Here is a 19,169-nt window from a genome sequence, read left to right as displayed (position 1 = left end):
TTATGAGCTCAATAGTTATTGACATTCAAAAGCAAATATTGAGCAAAAGCACCACTGATGTTCTTAGGCAAGCATATATTATTGCCAGAAAATTAAAGATTAAAGATTTTGAAATTTGGATTAACAATGAGTTGAATGGATATAAAGAAGACGCTAATATTCCAGAGTATAGAAATATTTTTGGAGATATTAAGGCATGGAATCCGTATCATGGTTGGGTTCCTGTAGTAATTGAAAATATTGAAATGTATGATAAATTAACTATGTCTAAAATTGGACAAGGGATTCCAGGGCTGGAAAATATAATCAATCAATCTGGGGATAACAGTATGATAAGCATAAATTTACCAAACTCTTTTAATCAGCTTATAAACTATCGTTTCTCAACTAAATATATACAAAAAATAAGCGCTACTAGTATAATTGACATTATTGAAACCGTAAAAAATATTATTATGGAGTGGATATTGAAATTAGAAGAAGATGGGATTATAGGAGTGGATATGAAATTTACAGATGAAGAAAAGAAAATCGCAAGTGAAAAGAACTATACAGTAAATAATTTTTATGGCAATGTATCAGGAAGTCAGATACAGCAAAATAGTAATTACTCTTCGCAAGAGATACATAGTGGATTTGATGATGCTAAATTTATAGAGATACTAAAGATACTTAATGACCATAAAGATGAAATTGTAAAATCATTAGACGATTCAAAAAATTTTGAAAAAGAATTAGAAAAGCTTAATAATGAAATCAAAAAAGACAGACCATCAAATAATATATTAAATCAATCTTTATTGACTATCAGAAATATTATTGAAGGAATTTCTGGCAACATAATAGCTGCTGGTATTTTATATAAAATTCAATCAATATATACAATATAATAATTTAATATAATTTAAGGAATGTAAAAAATAATCAAAAAATATTTAGAAATATGTCAGCATATACTTGATATATCTAAACAAGAAGCTATATATGAGGATTTTATCGCTAAAATCATAAATCAGATCTCGTTTAGGCATACAAAAGAGCTTTATGAAATTTGGCTTAAGGAGTGCATTGAAAAGTGCGACTGGCAAGGTGTAAACAGCCTGATATTTCAGCAAAACCGCTTGGAACTAATTCCTGGAAGAGCAAGCGGATATGATCACTGTATTAGGTTTTCTAAGTTGCTAAATAGCGTTGCGTGCGGTGATTTTGAAGCTGTTAATAAAATTATCCCGCCTGATATCGTAGCTAGCAAAAACGGTTATACTCTGCTAGTTGTTGGCATAAATTTGTTCTTTGCGATGTGGCACAAAGATGAGGCTAAGCTTGAGGCGGCGTTAAAGGCAGCTAGGAAATTTATAAACTCAAAAAAGCCTGCTAACGAGCGAGCTCAAATCGCCTCTATAGTAGGAATTTGTGATAAGGACGCAGAGGCGGTAAGTGAGAATTTACAAGCCTTTTGTGCCAGATACAACAGAACTGACGTTTTGCCTTACAAAAAGCTACTTTGCATACCCGCACACGGCATTTACTGCCTTGCGAAAATTTTGCTTGACGAGGAAATTTTTAGTCAAATAAAAATGCCAAAACATCAAAATTTTTCCCGCGAATTTGCCGCTTGGCGAAACGACAATCAAAAGCCTGAGCTAAATTTATATTTTACTTATCCAAAAGAGCTTGAAATTTTTAACCAAATTTTTATGCATCCGCCCGTAAAAAGCATGCTTCATCAGCCATATAAGGATTACGAGCGAGTGCCGTACTGGTATATGGATGAAAAAGCGATGGTAACGGCTCTTGCAAAGCAGATCGCAGATAAATTAAGGAGTGAAATAAAATGAGACTTTGGACGATCAGTCCTGTTTATCTGGACGCAAAAGGTTTGGTGGCGTTATGGAGAGAGGCGCTTTTAGCAAAGCATGTTTTAAATGGGCTTACAAAAGGATATAAAAACCATCCGCAGCTTGATAGATTTTACGCACACAAAAACCCAAAAGAGCTTATAAATGCCTATTTGCAAGAAGTTTATGAGGAGGCCTTAAAAAGAGGATATAAATTTGACAAAAGCAAGATAGGCGCCTTTAGTAGCCAGAATTTATCGCCAGTGCAAGTTACCAGCGGTCAGATAGAGTATGAATTTGCTTTTTTGCAAGATAAGTTAAGAGTGCGAGATACCGCGATGTATGAGCGAAATTTGCGCGTGAGCGAAGTTAAGATAATGAGTCTTTTTAAAGCTGTAAATGGAGATGTCGAGCCGTGGGAAAAGATAAAGAGTTAAAAGAAATTCAGCGTAAAGGCGCAAGATCGATTAGTGAAATTTCCGCAGAAATTTTAGAGCGGTTAAATTCAGGCGAGATCCAAACGGCAAATTTGACCGAATGGCTGGCAGTAAATCAAGAAATTTTGCTTGCAAACGTGCTTGCACAAATAAATAAAAGCGAATTTTTAGAGCAAATTTTAGCTCATATTAAAAGCCTTAAAAACAAAAGCGCAAATTCCATCAGCAAGACGATCGGTGCCGAGCTTTTTAAGATTGTAAGCGTGGATAAAAGCGAACAAATTTTAAAAGCTCTTAGCACTCACAGATCTGATACTGTGAGGTGCTGGGCGGCTTATATGACGGCTTGCGATGAGAGACTTGATATAAGCGCCACTCTTAACGCCATAAAGCCGTTTGCAGCGGACTCTCACTTTGGCGTTAGAGAGATCGCTTGGCTTTGCGTGAGAGGTAAAGTCATCTCAAATTTGGACGAAAGCATAGAAATTCTCTCAAAATTTGCACTTGATGAAGACGCTAATATCAGGCGATTTGCAAGCGAGGCTACAAGACCGCGCGGAGTTTGGTGCGAGCATATATTGGTACTCAAAGCCGAGCCTTGGCGCGCACTAGCCATACTTGAGCCGCTTAAAAGCGATAGCTCAAAATATGTGCAAGATAGCGTGGCAAACTGGCTAAATGACGCGAGCAAAACGCAAGCTGAATTTGTGCGTGAAATTTGCTCTCGGTGGAGCGAGCAAAGCAAAAGCAAGCAGACTGCCTATATCATAAAAAGAGCGCTTAGAACGCTAAATAAAAACTCAGGTCTTTAAAAAATTTGTTTGCATTGTGTAAAATTTAGTAGTGTAAAATAATCTCAGATATTAATCCTGGCAATTCATCAAAGGAGCTTTATGAGTAAATATAGAACCTCGCCGTGGTCAGGCGGAGAAAGTTTTAAGAGTCCTGATGGAAAATTTAGGCTCTCATATTTCGCTTGCACCGAAATTGCGATGGGTGGTCCAACTTCGGGCGAAACTTGGCTATTTGATAAAGAGGGCAGATGTAAGATGCTTGGAGACAGCACTGCTCCTGCTATCATATGGTCTGATGACTCAAAGTATCTTGCTTATGCTAAATGGAATGGTAAGTATTCTCAAGATATCATTATGATAAGGCTTGAAGATATGGCGATAAAGCAGACTGAAGGCGTGGATATGATGATATTTGAAAGCTTTGATGGTGGAATTTTAAAGCTTTTTTACGATCATGAGCGAGATAAACGCGTTATGGGTAGTTTATATGTGCCAAAAAAGGAGATAGTGGTAAACGCGCATGAGCTCTTTGCAGATGAGCCTATCGGCGAAAAAATGCAGCTTAAAATCCCATCTCCTTACAGCTACTACATAAGACTAGTTAGCCCTAATGGTAAATTTACGCTTGAGTATGTGAGGTATGATAGGCATAGAAGTATGCGCGGCAGGGTCTATCTAAGCGGGGAGGGGATGGCGCGAAGCAAGCTCGAGGATAATGCTAAAGGCGCCATTATGTTCTCTAACGACTCCAGATATCTTGCATATGTGAAGCGAGTGGGAAATGCTAAAAAGATTATTATCATGCGCCTTAGCGATATGAAAAAAGTGGAGGAAGGTGGCACATATTGCTTCGAAACGATGTTTGAGAGCTTTGAAGGGGGAATTTTAAAAGTTGATTATCCGTTTGGATATGAGTATGATGATAAAATTCGTTTAAATGCCGATGATCTTTTTAAAAGGCTTGATAAAAGATCTGATATGGAGTGTATAAAGGAGTTTAGGATCAAAAACTATCCTTTTAATAATACTCCGATCGTTAGAGTGTTTGACGAGTATTTTACCTATCTTATCTTTGAAGAATTTCCTATGAATGACGAGAGATATTTTAGCAAGCAAGAAGAAGAGAGTCTTGAATACAGGCTATCGCGACTACTTGATGTGCGAGTAGATGAGGAGGAGGACGGCAAACTTTTTGTGATCTATTCTAATGACTTAGGGGTGGCTCAAAAACTCGTGAGATTTTTGGAGTTTAGAAAGAGAAGATGGATAGACGCTACTTCCGTACTGGCACATGGTGGTGAACTATTTTGTTTTGAAGAGGCAAAGTATCTATTTGATAAGATACATTGGAAGTATAAAAGTAACTATTTTAAGCTTTTATTCGGAGATTCGTTTTTGCGGTTTGGCAGGACTGAAAATAGCGAAATTTTAAGAGCGGAAATTTTGCTTAATAGCGATGATAATATAGTTGCGACTAAAGAAGTTTCTAAAAAAGAGGCTTTAAAACTCATCGAGTACTATTTTGAGCATAACGATGTGGGCGATATCTCTGATTTTAAGACCGAGAAGTTAAGCGACCCCAAAGAAGATACAAATGAATACACAAAGAATTCTCGTCTTAGCAACATGCAGATATTTAGCTTGATATGCGCGGCAGCCTTTGTTCTTGGAGCAGGATATATCTTGTGGGATTTATAGATAAATTTTAGGAGACGAGCTTCATAACGGCTTTAGCTTTTATGGGTTAATGAAGCTTGAAATTTATTAAAAGATATAAGAAAATTTATTAAATTTCTGCACGAATTTCAGATATTTAAGGAAAAGCTATGCAGCACATAAATGTCTTGCTTTTTGATGATTACACCAGTCTTGATGCGCTTGGACCGCTTGAAGTGTTTTCAAGGCTTAAGCGGCACTATGAGATAGAGTATTTCTCTCTTTACGGCGGAGCGGTTAAAAGCTCCGTAAATTCTCAAATTTTAACTCGTAAATTAAGCGAAATAAAAAGCCATGACATCTTGCTCGTGCCGGGCGGATTTGCTACAAGAGAGCTTATAAACGATGAGAAATTTTTAAGCGAGTTAAGAAATTTAGCCGATATGAGCAAGGTTGTTTTAAGCGTGTGCACGGGGTCTGTTTTGTTAGCTCGTGCAGGAGTTTTAAAAAACAAAAGAGCCACTGGCAACAAATCATCTTGGGAATTTGTAACCTCTGCAAGCAAAGAAGTAGAGTGGATGAAGCCCGCCAGATGGGTTAAAGACGGCAAATTTTACACTTCAAGCGGAGTTGCTGTGGGAATTGATATGGCGCTTGGGTTTGTTTCTGAAATTCACGGCTTGCAAACCGCACGTGATATCGCCAAATTAATGGAATACATCTGGAATGAAGATATGAATTTTGATCCTTTTGCGTGAAAACATGAGTATCTTAAAAGTAAAATTCGTCAAATAAAGATACAATATATGAAAATTTAAGGAAATACAATGAACGGCAAAAAAACTCTAACGATAATCGATACTTTCGGCTTTTTTTTCAGACTTTATTATGCGATGCCGAATTTAAAAAACCGTGACGGCAAGCCAAGCGGGATGATAAGCGGATTTGCAAATTTTATTATGAATTTAAAAAACGAATTTCAAAGCGATTATATTATCTTTGCGCTTGACAGCAAGGGCAAAACGCTTCGCCATGAGATCGCGGGTGATTATAAAGCCAACCGCCAAGAGCCGCCCGCACCGCTAAAAGAACAGCTTCCTGTCTGCATAGATATGATAGAAAAGATGGGTCTTTGCTCGTTTAGCAAGGAGGGCTATGAGGCTGATGACATCATAGCAACCGCCGTTAAAATCGCAAAAGAGCAAGATATCTTCGTGCGAATCGTAACGCACGATAAGGATCTTTATCAGCTCATAGAAGACGGCAAGACAAGCATTTACAGCCCGCAAAGCAAAATCGATCACGATAGTGCAAGTTGTGTCGAAAAATACGGTGTTTTGCCTAGTCAAATTCGTGATTTTTTAGCGCTTACCGGAGATAGCTCGGATAATATACCGGGCGTTAAAGGCATCGGCGCAAAGGGAGCTAAAAAACTACTTGACGAGTTTGGAAATCTGGAAAACATATATGAAAATTTAGCATTTATAAGAAACGATCGCACCAAAGATATGCTAGTAGAGGGCAAAGAGAGTGCGTTTTTAAGCAAGAGACTAACATCGCTTTTTGATGATGTTGTCGATGTGATGGATTTTGAAAAGGCGAAATTCCCCTCGTCAAATCCGCTTTTAAAAGTCGCCGGGCTACTTAGAGAGTATGATCTTAACCGTATCTTAAAATTGCTTCAAAACAGCGATGAAAATGCCGAATTTAAGCTAGGGTTTAACGCTCATCTTTTAACCGAAGAAAGCGAGATAGAAAGGCTGCTTGAAGATATATCTGAAGATACTATCGTTGCTTTTGATACCGAAACTACGGGCATTGACGCGGCAAACGCCAAGATAGTCGGCTTTAGCTTTTGTTTTAACGACACCGATAGCTACTACGTGCCTATTGCGCACAGTTATCTTGGTGCACCTAAGCAGATAAGCCTCAAATTTGCGGCTTGGGCGGTAGCTCAAATTTATAAAGGTTGCGTTATCGGGCAAAATTTAAAATACGATTTTAAAGTGGTGAAACAAAATTTAAATCTCAATCCTCCTGCAAATTTTAAAGACACGATGATCTTAGCTTGGCTTAGCGAGCCCTCGCAAGCGGTTGGAATGGACGCTTTGGCAAAGCGACTTTATGACTATGATACGATCAAATTTGAAGATGTAGTGAAAAAGGGAGAAACTTTTGCGAGCATAAATTTGGAAAATGCGGCAAAATACGCAGCCGAGGATGCTTGGATAACTTTAAAATTTTATAAAAGCTTTTTAAATTTGCTAGATCCAAAGCTCATAAAACTTGCCAATGAGCATGAATTTCCTTTTATCTTGACGCTTTTTGATATGGAGAACGAAGGTATCAAGCTAAATACGCAAAAAATGCAAAAGCTCATCTTGAAAAATGACACAAACATCAAGGCTTTAACTGCTGAAATTTACGAATTAAGCGGGGAGAGTTTTAATATAAATTCCGTTAAGCAGCTTGGCGAAGTGCTGTTTGAGCACTTAAAACTGCCTGCAAAAAAGAAAACAAAAACCGGATATAGTACCGATGAGGCGGTCTTAACCGAGCTTCTTAACGAACATCCCGTGATAGAAAAGTTACTTAGCTACCGCGAGCTTTATAAGCTTCAAAGCACGTATTGCGAGCCGCTTTTAAGCCTAGCTAAAAAAGATGAAAATCATAGAATTTACACCAATTTTATGCAAACCGGCACCAGCACGGGTAGGCTTTCAAGCAAAAATCCGAATTTGCAAAATATCCCTGCCAGAGGAAGCCTTGCTTACGAGGTTAGAGAGACCTTTGAGGCAAAAGAGGGCTTTAGCTTCGTAGGGCTTGACTATAGTCAAATCGAGCTTAGGCTGCTTGCGCATTTTAGTAAAGACAGTGCGCTTCTTGAGGCGTTTGCAAACGATGAAGATATCCACGCGCGCACGGCGATTAGTATATTTGGCGACGCAGGCGGAGATAACCGTGCGGTTGCAAAGAGCATAAATTTCGGGCTTATCTACGGTATGGGCTCAAGCAAACTCTCAGGTCAAGTAGGTATCTCGCGCGCTGAAGCAAAGGAGTATATAGAGCGCTATTTCAAGGCTTTTCCAAGCATTAAGGGCTTTTTGGAAGGCATTAAAACCGAAGTTAAAAATAACGGTTTTGTAAAAACTCTGCTTGGCAGAAAGCGGTTTTTTGACTTTAGCACGGCAACTCCCATGCAAGTAGCCATGTATGAGCGCGAGGCTGTAAATACGATATTTCAGGGCTCTGCTGCGGATATCATAAAGCTTGCTATGGTAAAAATCAGAGAAATTTTAGACGCTAGAGCTAGGATGCTGCTTCAAATTCACGATGAGCTCATCTTTGAGGTTGAGGATAGCTATGCGCAGGAATTTGGCGAGCGAGCCAAAGCGATAATGCAAGATATATATAAACTCAACGTGCCCCTTAAAAGCTCGCTAAATATAGCTAAAAATTGGGGCGAGCTTAAGTAGATTGGGTAAAATATAAAATGCGGCGTGATTTAATTTATTCAAGCTGCATTTTATATCCGATTCCTTGTACGTTTTTTATTAGCTTAGGATAAATTTTGCTCCTTAAGCGATTTATGTAGTTGCGTATGGTATCGGGTGAAGCGAATTTGCCTTGCCATGTGTAAGATTCGATAGTCTCATAAGATATAACTCTGTTTTTATTGTTTGCCAGCAGGCGCAAAAGTCTTTGTTCTGTTCTTGTTAATTCAATCGCTAGACCCTCTTTAGCTAAAATTTTAGCTTCAATATCATATGTAAAGCCGTTTTTAAGATCTATTAAATTCGCTCTATCATCTCCCCTTTCCTCGGATAGAGCCATTATCATCGATATTAAAAGTTGTTGCTTGTCAAAAGGCTTTTTAAGGAAAAATTTGCTGTTTAAGCTTATGCTTTCTGTTAAATTTTGCTCGGTGTCATAGGCGGTTATAAATATTATCGGCACTATTTTATCGACTTTTCTTATCTGCTTAGCCATATTTATACCGCTCATATAAAGCATATTTATATCGCTTATTATCAGGTTGATCTCATTTAAATTAAACTGCTCAAGTCCGTCTTCGCCGTTTGTCGCCTCATAAATTTTATGAACATATGGGGAGATTAATTCTTTTATGATCTCTTTTAAGGAGATATCATCTTCTACTAATAAGACGTTAGCGTTTTTTAGCGTTTCGTAAATTTTGCTATTCATTTTGATCCTTGTGTAAAACAACCGAAAATTTAGCCCCGTGTTCGGTATTATCCATATATATCGCCTTTTAGCTTGTGCTTAAATAGCAATTTGCAGATATAAAGCCCCATGCCCGTTCCGTCATCTTTGGTGCTGAAAAACGGCTCGAATATCTTATCTTTCAGATCTTTAGGCACGCCTCTTGCGTTATCTTCTATATGGATTATATAGCTTTGCTCATTCTCGTTTATGCCTACCTTAATCTCGCCCTTAAAATTCACGTCACTTTGAGATATTTTGACAAGCTCGTCCTTGGCGTTTGCCAAAAGGTTTATTAAAATTTGTTTCAAAAACGCCTGATAGCTGTTTATATAGTATCTTTTATCTTCGTAATCAACCTTTAGCGCTATGCCTTTTATCTCTATTTGCGGTCTATAAATATACAGCACGTCCTCTAGCACGTCGACTATATCAAAGCTCTTTTTTTCAAAATCCTCTTTATAAAAATCTCTAAAAATATTAATTGTTTCATTCATAAGCTCAATGCTCGTGCGAGCTCGTTTTAGGTGTGAAAATATACGATTTTTTAAAATTTCATCCGCGGTTATTTTGACATACATATCATCTAGGTCGCTGATTAAAAGCAGGAGAGAATTTAAAGGCTGTCTCCACTGATGAGAAATTGCGCCTATCATCTCGCCAAGAGCCGCCATTTTGGCGTTTTGTATTAGAATTTGTTCTTGTTGTTTTTTCTGGGCTTCAAGTTGCGCTTCATGCGTTATGTCATATACGCTTATTAGCGTGCCTTCGAATTTTTCGCCTCTTTCAAATAGAGCCGTGGCTAAAATTCTATAAGTTTTATCGTCTAAATTTATGTGAGAAAATTCTATATGTCGTGTTTTGAGTTCTGACAAATTTGACCCCAAAACATTAGATAGCTCGCTTATGTTTTTGCCTAAAAATTTCTTTGGATTTAATGAAAACGTATTTTCAAAAGCTTTATTTAAAAAGACTATTGAGCCGTTTTTATCAGCTATTAAGACTCCTCCGCTTTGATTTTTAGCAAATAAATTTAGCAGATATCTGTTTTTTAAAAGCCTCTTTTGAGCCAAAGAGATCCATATCAAAATTCCAAAGCCAAATAGTATTAAAAATAGCGAAACTAAAAAATCGTTTATGGTTTTTTGATATAGCTTTTCGTAAATTTTATCCTCTTGAAGCAAGGATACAAACACTAGCGGGCTATTTACAAGTGAGTTGTATATGAAGATAAAGGATTTATCGGCTACTTTAAATTTCTCTATACCGCTACTTTTTGATCCAAAAGAGCGCAGAAAGTCCTTTGAAATTCCTTTGGTAAAAATTTCGTCCGTGGCATTTAAAATATCCGCGTTATTAGTCATTAAGAAGGCCGACCCGTCCTTGATAGGAAATAAAAGCGCAATCTCTTTTTGTAAAATTTCAAAATCCAAATCCGCGGTTAAAACCCCGTAAAGAGATGCGCCCTTAAAAATAGGCGTAGCGATGGAAATGACGTTTTTGTTTAGCGTATAGTCCATATAAGGAGCCGTTATGGCTGTTTGGTTGGTGTCTGCCACCGCCTTATACCACGGACGTTGCGTGAAGCTGTAATCATACCCTCTAAACTCGGTTTCGTTGTTTGAGATTGTCTTGTTTATATCGCCGTAACCTACATAAACCTCTGAAAATTCACCCGCTCTTTTTAAAATTCTAAGCGTTTGTTTTATAAGAGCGTAGTCCTTTATCGCATCTTTTTCTATTATGAATTTAGATGTCTCTTCAAGTAGTTTTTTATAATACTCAAGCCTGTCATCGATTCTTATCTTATAGCTTTGCACCAGTTTGATTTGACCTGATATGGCTGTTTCGTAGATGTAGTTTTTGTTTTCTTGGTAGTTGTTAAATATGATGTAAAAATAGAGCGCGAAAATAGGAATAAAAATATAAAATATGATATTTTTTATATTCATTTCGCCCTCTTTGAGTTTTTTAAAGCATAGCTAAAAAGGGCTTAAACTATAAATTTAAGTCCGATCTTTTATGCTTTAGGTTTGGAAAATACCTTAACTTCAGGAATACTTCCCGTAAATTTCTCTATATTTACAAGCGCAGTGTGGGCTATGTTACCTTGAGCAAGCTTGCTTGTGCCCTTTATCTATGGTTAGTACATTTACATCTCCATGAACGCAAAGCGAGTCAATCTCGCCCGGATTTTGCGGATCATACCAAGCGCCTTCGGCTATGCAAACCACATCTTTTCTTATATCCTCGCTTATAATCGCACCGGCTAAAATTTTACCTCTTTTACTGCTAACTAACACCACATCGCCGTCTTTTATCCCTTTTTCTTTTGCGTTTTGAGGATTTATGATAACAGGTTCGCGACCGCTTACTTCATATATGTTTTTTAAGATAGTGTTGTTTAGCTGCGAGTGCAGTCTGTATCGAGGGTGCGGAGAGAGAGTAGGTGATACGGATACTCTTTAGTCGCGTTTCCAAGATACTCGGCAGGCTCGTAAAATTTAGCATATCCTTCGCAATCGTCATATCCGTAGCTTGCGACTTTACGAGAGAACAGCTCTATCCTTCCTGATGGCGTTCCTAGAGGATTTTCTATAGGATCTTCTATGAAATACTTAAATGCCACGTAGTTATCTCCTCCTTCTGCCATTTGCGTAAATTCGTGGTATCCTTTCTCCCAAAATTCCTAAAAACTAGGCATCTCTATGCCTTTTTCTACTGCTTTTTCAAGACCTTTTTCATAAAATTCCTTCGCCCAGCCTTTTGCATCTTTTCCTTCGGTAAATTCTGCTTTTTTACCGAATTTTTCAGCCAAATCGCTAAAAATTTCATAGTCTGATTTTGATTCGCCAAGCGGTTCTATACCCTTTTTAAGAGCCAAAATTCCCGTTTTTGATTCAGAGCAGATATAGCTTATATCATCTCTTTCTATCTCCGTAGTTGCAGGCAGCACGATATCCTCCATCCTTGAACTTGCCGTCCAATACGGATCTTGATTTATGATTACTTGCGGTTTTTGCCAAGCTTTTATCATCAAATTTCTATCTTGATGTTGGTGCATAGGATTTCCGCCCGCCCAATAAATAAGCTTTATGTCGGTGTAAGTATGTTTATTTCCCGCAAAATCTATCACCTTGCCCGGATTTAAAAGCATGTCTGAAATTTTAGCCGCAGGGATTGTGTATTTTGCCGTATCTACATGCGCCCATTTTTCAAGCTTTACCGGCTTGCCAGATGTTATGCCCGGTATCGTTACTCCAAGTCTTTCGGTTGAGCCTACGTTACCGTCTCCGTGATAGCTGGCTCCAAATCCGCCTCCATCAAGCCCTACTTGACCTAAGATCGCTCCAAGAGTATATACCGCCCAGTTGCCCATCTCGCCGTGATCTTGTCTTTGTAGCGACCAGCCAGGCATTATCATCGTTCTTGTTTTTGCCATAGTCTCTGCAAGCTCTTTTATCTCTTGTTCGCTTACGCCCGTTATTTTGCTTGCCCATTTTGGAGTCTTTTTATGCCGTCTTTAACGCCCAGAAGATACTCTTTAAACTCATCAAATCCCACGGTATATCTATCTAGGAATTTTTGATTGTGCAGTTTTTGATCATATAGGTGATAGCACATCGCAACTATCATTGCAACGTCCGTATTTGGCACTATCTTAATGCTCTTTGCGTCTAAGAATTTATCGGTGTCAGTTCTAAGAGGGTTGATGGATATAACCTTCATCTTACCCTCTTTAACGGATTTTTGGATATTTACAAATCCGTCGTAAGCCTTATTAGAAGGAGTATCCCAATTTATCTGCGTAGTGACGATAGGATCGCAGCCAAAAAGCATTAGCGTCTGCGTGTGTTTAGCTATATTGTCTAAGCTTGTATGTCTAAAATAGTGGTTTGTGCCAAGAACGATAGGAGTTACAACCGAAACCGCTCCTGTTGAATACGTCCCTCTTCTAGCCACATATCCGCCCGTTAAATTTAAAAGCCTTTGAAGCAGGGTTGCCGGATTGTTTAAACTTCCTACGCAACACCAACCGATACTGCCTCCGTATATGCTAGTAGGTCCAAATTCGTTTTGACATCTTGAAATTTCTTCGTATATGATCTGATTTACCTCTTCCCAGCTTACGCGGATAAATTTCTCTTTGCCGCGCTTTGTGGTGTCGCTTTTATGGCGATTTTTTAAAAATTCCTCTCTGACATAAGGATATAAGACTCTGGTTTCGCTGTATGTTCTGCTCTCTATTCCCTTATTCATTAAAGACGGATTTGAATCTAGCTCTAACGGCTTAACATCCTCTATAACCCCGTCTTTTATAGTTGCATATACGGCTCCCCAGTGGGTGCCTGTGGTGACTTTTTTGATCTTAGTATTTACTAAAGTATCAGCACTTAGCAGACTAGGTAGAGCAGCTCCGGCAACTGCGGAACTTTTTAAAAATGATCTTCTATTCATAATCTATCCTTTTATTTATGATGTTTTAAAGCAAGATATTGCATATATGCGCCGACTGATCTGGTTTCGTCTTTGGTAAGACCCGATCTTTCGCTCATTGTTTTAATTACGTTAGGCCATTGATTTACGGTATATTCTTCAGCGTGAAAAGATGCGTGACAGCTACCGCATCTTTGATAAAGCTCTTCTTCCTTAGCCCATATATTTGTATTTTTAGGAGCTATTTTGCCTCCGTCTTTTAAGTTAAAGGTCAGCTCGACCTCTTTCCATTTAACTCCATACACATCTTGACTTTGTGAAATGACTTTGTAAAAACCAGTAAATTCGTCTTTTATCCTCGCAAGACGAATTCTGTTTTCGTTGCTGTAAAAAAGCATGTATTCATTTCCGCTCATAACATAGCCTTTTATCTTATAGCCGCTTCCTTCATTGATAACTTCCGCGCCTTTGTAAATTTGACCTATCTCCTTACTATCTATCATTATCTGCTGATTTTCAGAGATAATATCCTCTCCAAACGCACCGTGAGCCAAAAGCATAACGGTGAATATAAATTTCAAAGATCTGCTCATCTTTTCTCCTTTTTAAATTTTAATGCGGTTATCGCACTTAATAATTCTTTCCTTAAGGTAAGTTGTTGATGAAATTTTAAATTACAAAAATAATAAAAGTATAATTTCTTACTTCGTGCAAAAATAAGATTAAACGATAGTGAGTAAATAAATTCAAGTATCTATTCTTGGGATTTTTTGTTTGGGGTGAATTTTATTTATAGTTCAAATTTAAGTTTAGTAATATCTAAATTTGGTGATTGAGTATTTTAAGATGGAGAATTTAAAAGACAAATTTAGCGTTAATAATCTTAAATTATCTTATTAAAAAATAAATTTAATAAAAACTATAAATTTAAGCTAATTAACCCCCTATATTTGCTAAAATTATTGCGGAAAAATAATATTCCAAAAGGAGAATCAATGGAGTTTCTAACCGGTTTAAGCGAAGGCACTCAGTTTGCCATTCAGCTTTTAGTTGTTCTTATTTGTCTGTTTTACGGAGCTAAAAAGGGCGGTATAGCGCTTGGTTTATTAGGCGGTATCGGGCTTATCGTTTTGGTTTTCGGATTTAATATACAGCCTGGCAAGCCTGCAATTGCCGTTATGCTTACCATACTTGCCGTTGTCGTTGCGAGCGCAACCTTGCAAGCAAGCGGCGGACTTGACGTTATGCTTCAAATAGCGGAGAGAATTTTAAGGAAAAATCCAAAATACGTAAGTATCCTAGCGCCTTTTGTAACGTGCTTTTTAACGATACTTTGCGGAACGGGACACGTTGTATATACGATTTTGCCGATAGTTTATGATATAGCGATTAAAAACGGCATTCGTCCGGAGCGTCCTATGGCGGCAAGCTCGGTATCCGCACAAATGGGAATCATAGCAAGTCCGGTTTCGGTGGCCGTTGTAACCTTAACCGCGTTTTTGGTAAATGCAAAGACTCCTTTAGCCGGCTTTGACGGATATATCGATCTTCTTAAGATAACGATACCTTCTACTTTTTGCGGTGTTTTGGCTATCGGAATTTTTAGCTGGTTTAGAGGAAAAGATCTTGATAAAGACGAGGAATTTCAAGAAAAAATTAAAGATCCTGAATTTAAGAAATATGTTTACGGAGAAGGCGTGTCTTTGCTTGGACAAAAGCTTCCTCAGTCAAGCTGGAATGCGATGTGGATATTTTTAGGAGCCATCGCTGTTGTTGCGCTACTTGGATACTTTAAGGAATTTCGCCCTGCATGGCCGAAATCAAACCCTGCGAAAGTTGTTGAAGTTGTAGCTGACGGCAAAACCGTAAAGAGCTTTAACATAAAAGACGGCAAAATAGTCGCGATAGTAAAAGACGGCAAGATCGAAGAGAGCGTTGTTGCAAGTAAGGCAAAAAGCTCTATGAGTTATGAAAATATCGAAATTTACGCCAAAGACGGCAAGCTGACTCAAAAGTTAAGCGCTCAAAACGGAGGCGTGGAGTTGATAGAAGAGGGCAAGAGCGAAACCATAGCTTCGGCTAAAATTTTAGTAAAAGATAGCGTTAAAAAGCCGGCTCCTATGGGCATGGTTGATGTTATTCAGATTTTCATGCTGTTAGCCGGAGCGCTTATCATCATCTTTACAAAAACGGATGCGAGTAAGATTAGCAAAAACGAAATTTTCCGCTCGGGTATGATCGCGCTTGTTGCGGTGTTTGGAATTTCGTGGATGGCTGAGACGATGTTTGCCGTGCATACTCCGATGATGAAAGAAGCTCTTGGCGATATCGTTAAACAGCACCCTTGGACGTATGCGGTTATGTTGCTTTTGGTTTCTAAATTCGTAAATTCCCAAGCCGCCGCACTTGTAGCTTTCGTGCCGCTAGCTCTTGGTATCGGTGTTAGCCCTGCGGTTATTTTGGCTTTTGCGCCTGCTTGCTATGGATATTATATACTTCCTACCTATCCAAGCGATCTTGCCGCTATCCAGTTTGACCGCTCGGGAACTACCAAAATAGGCAAATTCGTTATCAATCACAGCTTTATCATACCCGGTCTTCTTGGTGTGTTTGTATCTTGTGTGGTTGGTTATATCTTAGCCGGAGTATTTGGCTACTTATAAAATTTAAGGGAGATTTCTCCCTTAAATTTGCTTGTCGGCACTTTGTAATTTCTTGAATTTATGTAAATTTGCGCGTTTTAAAAATATCGGAAATTATTTCCTAAAGCCTGTTGCCGCTTGAGTGGATGTTGAAATTTGTATATTTACCTAAGCCTATCGCCAAATTTGCTTTTATCGCTCATATAAACAAAGCTTAGCACCTCCGCAACCGCTCTAAAAAGCTCTGCAGGGATCATATCGTTTATATCACATACCTTATAAAGCTCTCTTGCAAGGGGTGGATTTTCTACGATTTTTACTCCGTTTTTGATGCCTATATCTTTTATCCTGAGAGCTAAGAAATCAACCCCTTTAGCCAGAACTATCGGAGCTTTTTCTTTAGTTTTGTCATATCTTAACGCTACCGCATAGTGTGTCGGGTTTGTGATGATAACATCAGCTTCCGGGATATTTTGCATCATTCTTTTACGGCTTGCTTCCATTTGAAGGCGCCGAATTCTAGCCTTAACCTGCGGATCTCCCTCCATCTGCTTATATTCGTCTTTTACCTCTTGTTTTGTCATTCTTAAATCTTTAAAATACTGAAATCTCACTATCAAGACATCAATTAGTCCTATCGCAAAAAGCACTATAAGCATGACAAAGGCGAGTATTATCATCTTTTCTTTTAGCCACTCAAGTTGAGCTATCATAGGTAAAAATATAGTATGCGGAAGCTCTTTTATGAAGCTTAAAAACATAAAAAATCCCACGCCAAATACGATCGTAACCTTTAAAGTCATCTTGATGGATTCGATAAGTTTTTTTAGAGAAAATAGATTTTTAAGACCTTTGATCGGATTTATTTTGTTTAAATTCGGTTCAAGAGGCTTTGTGGTAAATATAAAACCAAATTGGATTAAATTCGCGATAATTCCTGCGATAGCCACGCAAATGGTAATCGGCAAAATCATCAAAAGAACCCTAAGTATCGTATCGATAGCGACGGTATAAATTAATTTTGCGTCTATCTCTTGACCTATCAAGCTTTGGTAATATCTATAAAGGGCAAAAAACTGATCACCAAGAAAGCCAAGGAGTAAAATTACTGCAAAAATCGCCACAAAAAGAGTTATAAAGCCTGCTAAATCTTGGCTTTTGGGGACATTGCCGTCTTTTTTTGCGTCCTCTATTTTTTTGGAGGTGGCTTCTTCGGTTTTTTCCTGATCGTTTTCTGCCATGATCTAATCGCGTTTAAAAGTTAAACCAAGCGGCTTGGTTTATGGTGATAGATACTACAATTTTATCACTCTTGATTGAGCATTTGCACGCAGGCTCTTGGTATATATTTCTACTTGCCGGCAAAGTGAAATTTGATAAATTTGGATCGGTAGTTGGACTCGCGATAAACTTTGTCATGAAATTTCCTTTTTTGGTTTAATGATTATATCAAAACTGCTTTGTATTTTTAAATTCTTAAATTAAATTTTAAATCAAAATTTCAAATAGTAATAAGAGATATTTTATCTTATTTAAGGAAAATTATTTAAAAATAATTTATTATAACTAATAAAATTTATTAGAAATTAATTTAAAATGTTTTATTATTGTCACTTTAATTTTTAAATTAAAGGAGTAGTTGTGAAATCTAAGATTTTATTTTTAGGTTCGGTTGTTTTGGCGAATTCTCTTTTTGCCGATAGTCTGATAAAAGAGGCGCTTGATTCTGGTCTTATCGCGATTCCTAGCGATTCTAAAGCTCTTACAAAGATGATAAACGATGCTTCGCCGGATTCCAAGCAGTATCCTACGACAGAGGCCGCTTATGAGCTTGGCAAGAGGCTTTATTTTGATCCTCGCCTTTCAAAATCAGGTATCATAAGCTGTAACACCTGTCATAACTTAGGTCTTGGAGGCGTTGATGGAGTGCCTGCATCAACAGGTCACAAATGGGCTCCAAATCCTCATCATATAAACGCACCTACCGTATATAACTCCGTTTTTAACTCGGTTCAGTTTTGGGACGGTCGCGCGGAGCACTTGGCTGCACAAGCGGCGGGCCCTATGACGGCTTTGCCTGAAATGGCATCAACTCCTGAGCTTGTCGTAGATAGACTAAAATCAATACCTGCTTATGTAGATGAGTTTAAAAAAGCGTTTAACAGCGAGATAAATTTCGACCTTGTAACTACGGCTATAGGGATTTTTGAAAGAACGCTTGTAACTCCGTCAAGATTTGATAAATTTTTAGAGGGCGACGCTAATGCTTTAAATTCAGCCGAGAAAAAAGGTCTTAAAGTATTCATTGATAAAGGATGCGCTACTTGCCATAATGGCGTAAATTTGGGCGGTACATTGCAGCCGTTTGAAGTTGCGGCGAAGTATGAATTCGCAAATGTAGGTGATTTTAAAGGCGACGCAAACGGAATGATAAAGGCTCCTACACTTAGAAACATCGAGCTAACCGCTCCTTATTTTCATAACGGTGCTATTTGGTCTCTAAAAGATGCGGTAAAAGCCATGGGTAGTATTCAGCTTGGAATCGAGATAAGCGAGCAAGAAGCTAACGATATGGTAACGTTTTTAAATTCCTTAACGGGAACTATGCCAAAGGTTGAATATCCGATGTTTCCTGCTTCAACAGAAAAAACTTCAAAGCCTGAATTAGACTACTAAAATTTATGATCGGGAGGTTATCCTCCTGATTAAATTCAACTTAAATTTATAAAAAAAAGTATATAATCCACTCCTTACAACCAACAAAGCTCCATAAATCTTTTTTAAAAGTGCTTTTTGGTAACTTACCAAAGAAGGGATAGCAATGTCAAAATATGCTATTATAAAACATGGCGGAAAGCAGTATAGAGTGAGCGAAGGTGAATACCTTAAGCTTGATCGCTTTGAAGCCGAGCCAAAAGCAAACATCGAAATAAACGAAGTTTTAGCTCTTGGCGGAGATGAAGTGAAGGTAGGTGCGCCGTTTGTTAAGGGTGCAAAAGTTGTCTTAGAGGTCGTAAATTTAGGTAAAGACAAAAAAGTCGTCATCTATAAAAAACGCAGAAGAAAAGACTCTAAATTAAAACGCGGTTTTAGAAGACAATTTACTCGCGTTAAAGTTTTAAGCATACAAGCCTAAGGAGA

19 protein-coding genes are annotated in these 19,169 nt (G+C 38.0%); 10 read left to right on the top strand and 9 right to left on the bottom strand.

Annotated features, from left to right (window positions below):
• Positions 1–2: 2 nt before the first annotated feature.
• From ACHJH3_RS02570 to polA, 7 genes are all read left to right on the top strand, one after another.
• Positions 3–890 (top strand): AbiTii domain-containing protein, encoded by an 888-nt coding sequence (locus ACHJH3_RS02570; RefSeq protein ID WP_407063458.1) that lies wholly within the window; start codon positions 3–5, stop codon positions 888–890.
• A 231-nt stretch (positions 891–1,121) separates the two neighbouring features.
• Positions 1,122–1,838 carry a hypothetical protein gene (locus ACHJH3_RS02565; protein ID WP_407063457.1) on the top strand — a complete coding sequence of 239 codons (717 nt, stop codon included), beginning with the start codon at positions 1,122–1,124 and terminating at the stop codon, positions 1,836–1,838.
• Positions 1,835–2,275: a pyrimidine dimer DNA glycosylase/endonuclease V gene (locus ACHJH3_RS02560; RefSeq protein ID WP_407063456.1), complete on the top strand. Its 441-nt coding sequence runs from the start codon at positions 1,835–1,837 to the stop codon at positions 2,273–2,275. The genes ACHJH3_RS02565 and ACHJH3_RS02560 overlap by 4 nt, the downstream gene beginning before the upstream one ends.
• Positions 2,254–3,087: a hypothetical protein gene (locus tag ACHJH3_RS02555; protein WP_407063455.1), complete on the top strand. Its 834-nt coding sequence runs from the start codon at positions 2,254–2,256 to the stop codon at positions 3,085–3,087. The genes ACHJH3_RS02560 and ACHJH3_RS02555 overlap by 22 nt, the downstream gene beginning before the upstream one ends.
• An 81-nt stretch (positions 3,088–3,168) precedes the next feature.
• Positions 3,169–4,767, top strand: a complete 1,599-nt coding sequence (locus ACHJH3_RS02550) for a hypothetical protein (RefSeq protein WP_407063454.1) — start codon at positions 3,169–3,171, stop codon at positions 4,765–4,767.
• Between the two features lie 128 nt (positions 4,768–4,895).
• The gene (locus ACHJH3_RS02545) at positions 4,896–5,483 is read left to right on the top strand and encodes a DJ-1/PfpI family protein (protein ID WP_407063453.1); all 588 of its coding nucleotides are present in this window, start codon (positions 4,896–4,898) and stop codon (positions 5,481–5,483) included.
• 69 nt (positions 5,484–5,552) lie between these two features.
• Positions 5,553–8,201, top strand: coding sequence for a DNA polymerase I (gene polA / locus ACHJH3_RS02540; protein ID WP_407063452.1), 2,649 nt, complete (start codon positions 5,553–5,555; stop codon positions 8,199–8,201).
• A gap of 34 nt (positions 8,202–8,235) precedes the next feature.
• On the opposite strand, the gene ACHJH3_RS02535 is transcribed toward polA, so the two are convergent.
• The 7 genes from ACHJH3_RS02535 to ACHJH3_RS02505 all read right to left on the bottom strand — a co-directional run bounded on the left by ACHJH3_RS02535 (position 8,236) and on the right by ACHJH3_RS02505 (position 13,979).
• A complete protein-coding gene (locus ACHJH3_RS02535) occupies positions 8,236–8,931 on the bottom strand; it encodes a response regulator transcription factor (RefSeq protein ID WP_407063451.1) in 696 nt (231 codons plus the stop codon).
• Positions 8,932–8,978: 47 nt separating this feature from the next.
• Positions 8,979–10,901: an ATP-binding protein gene (locus tag ACHJH3_RS02530; protein WP_407063450.1), complete on the bottom strand. Its 1,923-nt coding sequence runs from the start codon at positions 10,899–10,901 to the stop codon at positions 8,979–8,981.
• Positions 10,902–11,054: 153 nt separating this feature from the next.
• Complete coding sequence (locus ACHJH3_RS02525; RefSeq protein ID WP_407063597.1) at positions 11,055–11,333, bottom strand: molybdopterin dinucleotide binding domain-containing protein; 279 nt, start codon at positions 11,331–11,333, stop codon at positions 11,055–11,057.
• 20 nt (positions 11,334–11,353) lie between these two features.
• Positions 11,354–11,602: a hypothetical protein gene (locus tag ACHJH3_RS02520; RefSeq protein WP_407063449.1), complete on the bottom strand. Its 249-nt coding sequence runs from the start codon at positions 11,600–11,602 to the stop codon at positions 11,354–11,356.
• A 36-nt stretch (positions 11,603–11,638) separates the two neighbouring features.
• On the bottom strand, positions 11,639–12,391 hold the full coding sequence (locus tag ACHJH3_RS02515) for a molybdopterin-dependent oxidoreductase (protein WP_407063448.1): 753 nt from the start codon (positions 12,389–12,391) through the stop codon (positions 11,639–11,641).
• Positions 12,392–12,432: 41 nt separating this feature from the next.
• Complete coding sequence (locus tag ACHJH3_RS02510; protein ID WP_407063447.1) at positions 12,433–13,407, bottom strand: molybdopterin-dependent oxidoreductase; 975 nt, start codon at positions 13,405–13,407, stop codon at positions 12,433–12,435.
• 11 nt (positions 13,408–13,418) lie between these two features.
• Complete coding sequence (locus ACHJH3_RS02505) at positions 13,419–13,979, bottom strand: hypothetical protein (protein ID WP_407063446.1); 561 nt, start codon at positions 13,977–13,979, stop codon at positions 13,419–13,421.
• Positions 13,980–14,381: 402 nt separating this feature from the next.
• Here ACHJH3_RS02505 and ACHJH3_RS02500 point away from each other — a divergent pair, with 402 nt between their 5' ends.
• Positions 14,382–16,049 (top strand): anaerobic C4-dicarboxylate transporter, encoded by a 1,668-nt coding sequence (locus tag ACHJH3_RS02500; RefSeq protein ID WP_407063445.1) that lies wholly within the window; start codon positions 14,382–14,384, stop codon positions 16,047–16,049.
• A 143-nt stretch (positions 16,050–16,192) separates the two neighbouring features.
• On the opposite strand, the gene flhB is transcribed toward ACHJH3_RS02500, so the two are convergent.
• Positions 16,193–17,269, bottom strand: a complete 1,077-nt coding sequence (gene flhB, locus ACHJH3_RS02495) for a flagellar biosynthesis protein FlhB (RefSeq protein WP_407063444.1) — start codon at positions 17,267–17,269, stop codon at positions 16,193–16,195.
• Positions 17,270–17,282: 13 nt separating this feature from the next.
• Positions 17,283–17,447 carry a hypothetical protein gene (locus ACHJH3_RS02490; protein WP_407063443.1) on the bottom strand — a complete coding sequence of 55 codons (165 nt, stop codon included), beginning with the start codon at positions 17,445–17,447 and terminating at the stop codon, positions 17,283–17,285.
• Between the two features lie 222 nt (positions 17,448–17,669).
• Here ACHJH3_RS02490 and ACHJH3_RS02485 point away from each other — a divergent pair, with 222 nt between their 5' ends.
• Both ACHJH3_RS02485 and rplU read left to right on the top strand, forming a co-directional pair.
• The gene (locus tag ACHJH3_RS02485; protein ID WP_407063442.1) at positions 17,670–18,704 is read left to right on the top strand and encodes a cytochrome-c peroxidase; all 1,035 of its coding nucleotides are present in this window, start codon (positions 17,670–17,672) and stop codon (positions 18,702–18,704) included.
• A gap of 145 nt (positions 18,705–18,849) precedes the next feature.
• Positions 18,850–19,164 (top strand): 50S ribosomal protein L21, encoded by a 315-nt coding sequence (gene rplU, locus ACHJH3_RS02480; protein WP_169942268.1) that lies wholly within the window; start codon positions 18,850–18,852, stop codon positions 19,162–19,164.
• Positions 19,165–19,169: the final 5 nt, after the last annotated feature.

The organism is Campylobacter canis (assembly GCF_045504005.1).
Lineage (GTDB): Bacteria > Campylobacterota > Campylobacteria > Campylobacterales > Campylobacteraceae > Campylobacter_A > Campylobacter_A canis.
The sequence above is the reverse complement of the archived record's forward strand: the minus strand, read 5'-3'. Positions and strand labels throughout refer to the sequence as shown.

Bases quoted from the DNA above. Each gene is read 5' to 3' on its own strand.
- ACHJH3_RS02560 (WP_407063456.1), top strand. From the start codon at position 1,835: ATGAGACTTTGGACGATCAGTCCTGTTTATCTGGACGCAAAAGGTTTG.
- ACHJH3_RS02505 (WP_407063446.1), bottom strand. From the start codon at position 13,979: ATGAGCAGATCTTTGAAATTTATATTCACCGTTATGCTTTTGGCTCAC.
- ACHJH3_RS02500 (WP_407063445.1), top strand. From the start codon at position 14,382: ATGGAGTTTCTAACCGGTTTAAGCGAAGGCACTCAGTTTGCCATTCAG.
- ACHJH3_RS02530 (WP_407063450.1), bottom strand. From the start codon at position 10,901: ATGAATATAAAAAATATCATATTTTATATTTTTATTCCTATTTTCGCG.
- ACHJH3_RS02515 (WP_407063448.1), bottom strand. From the start codon at position 12,391: ATGGCAAAAACAAGAACGATGATAATGCCTGGCTGGTCGCTACAAAGA.
- ACHJH3_RS02510 (WP_407063447.1), bottom strand. From the start codon at position 13,407: ATGAATAGAAGATCATTTTTAAAAAGTTCCGCAGTTGCCGGAGCTGCT.
- polA (WP_407063452.1), top strand. From the start codon at position 5,553: ATGAACGGCAAAAAAACTCTAACGATAATCGATACTTTCGGCTTTTTT.
- rplU (WP_169942268.1), top strand. From the start codon at position 18,850: ATGTCAAAATATGCTATTATAAAACATGGCGGAAAGCAGTATAGAGTG.
- ACHJH3_RS02545 (WP_407063453.1), top strand. From the start codon at position 4,896: ATGCAGCACATAAATGTCTTGCTTTTTGATGATTACACCAGTCTTGAT.
- ACHJH3_RS02570 (WP_407063458.1), top strand. From the start codon at position 3: ATGAGCTCAATAGTTATTGACATTCAAAAGCAAATATTGAGCAAAAGC.
- ACHJH3_RS02535 (WP_407063451.1), bottom strand. From the start codon at position 8,931: ATGAATAGCAAAATTTACGAAACGCTAAAAAACGCTAACGTCTTATTA.
- flhB (WP_407063444.1), bottom strand. From the start codon at position 17,269: ATGGCAGAAAACGATCAGGAAAAAACCGAAGAAGCCACCTCCAAAAAA.
- ACHJH3_RS02520 (WP_407063449.1), bottom strand. From the start codon at position 11,602: ATGGCAGAAGGAGGAGATAACTACGTGGCATTTAAGTATTTCATAGAA.
- ACHJH3_RS02490 (WP_407063443.1), bottom strand. From the start codon at position 17,447: ATGACAAAGTTTATCGCGAGTCCAACTACCGATCCAAATTTATCAAAT.
- ACHJH3_RS02550 (WP_407063454.1), top strand. From the start codon at position 3,169: ATGAGTAAATATAGAACCTCGCCGTGGTCAGGCGGAGAAAGTTTTAAG.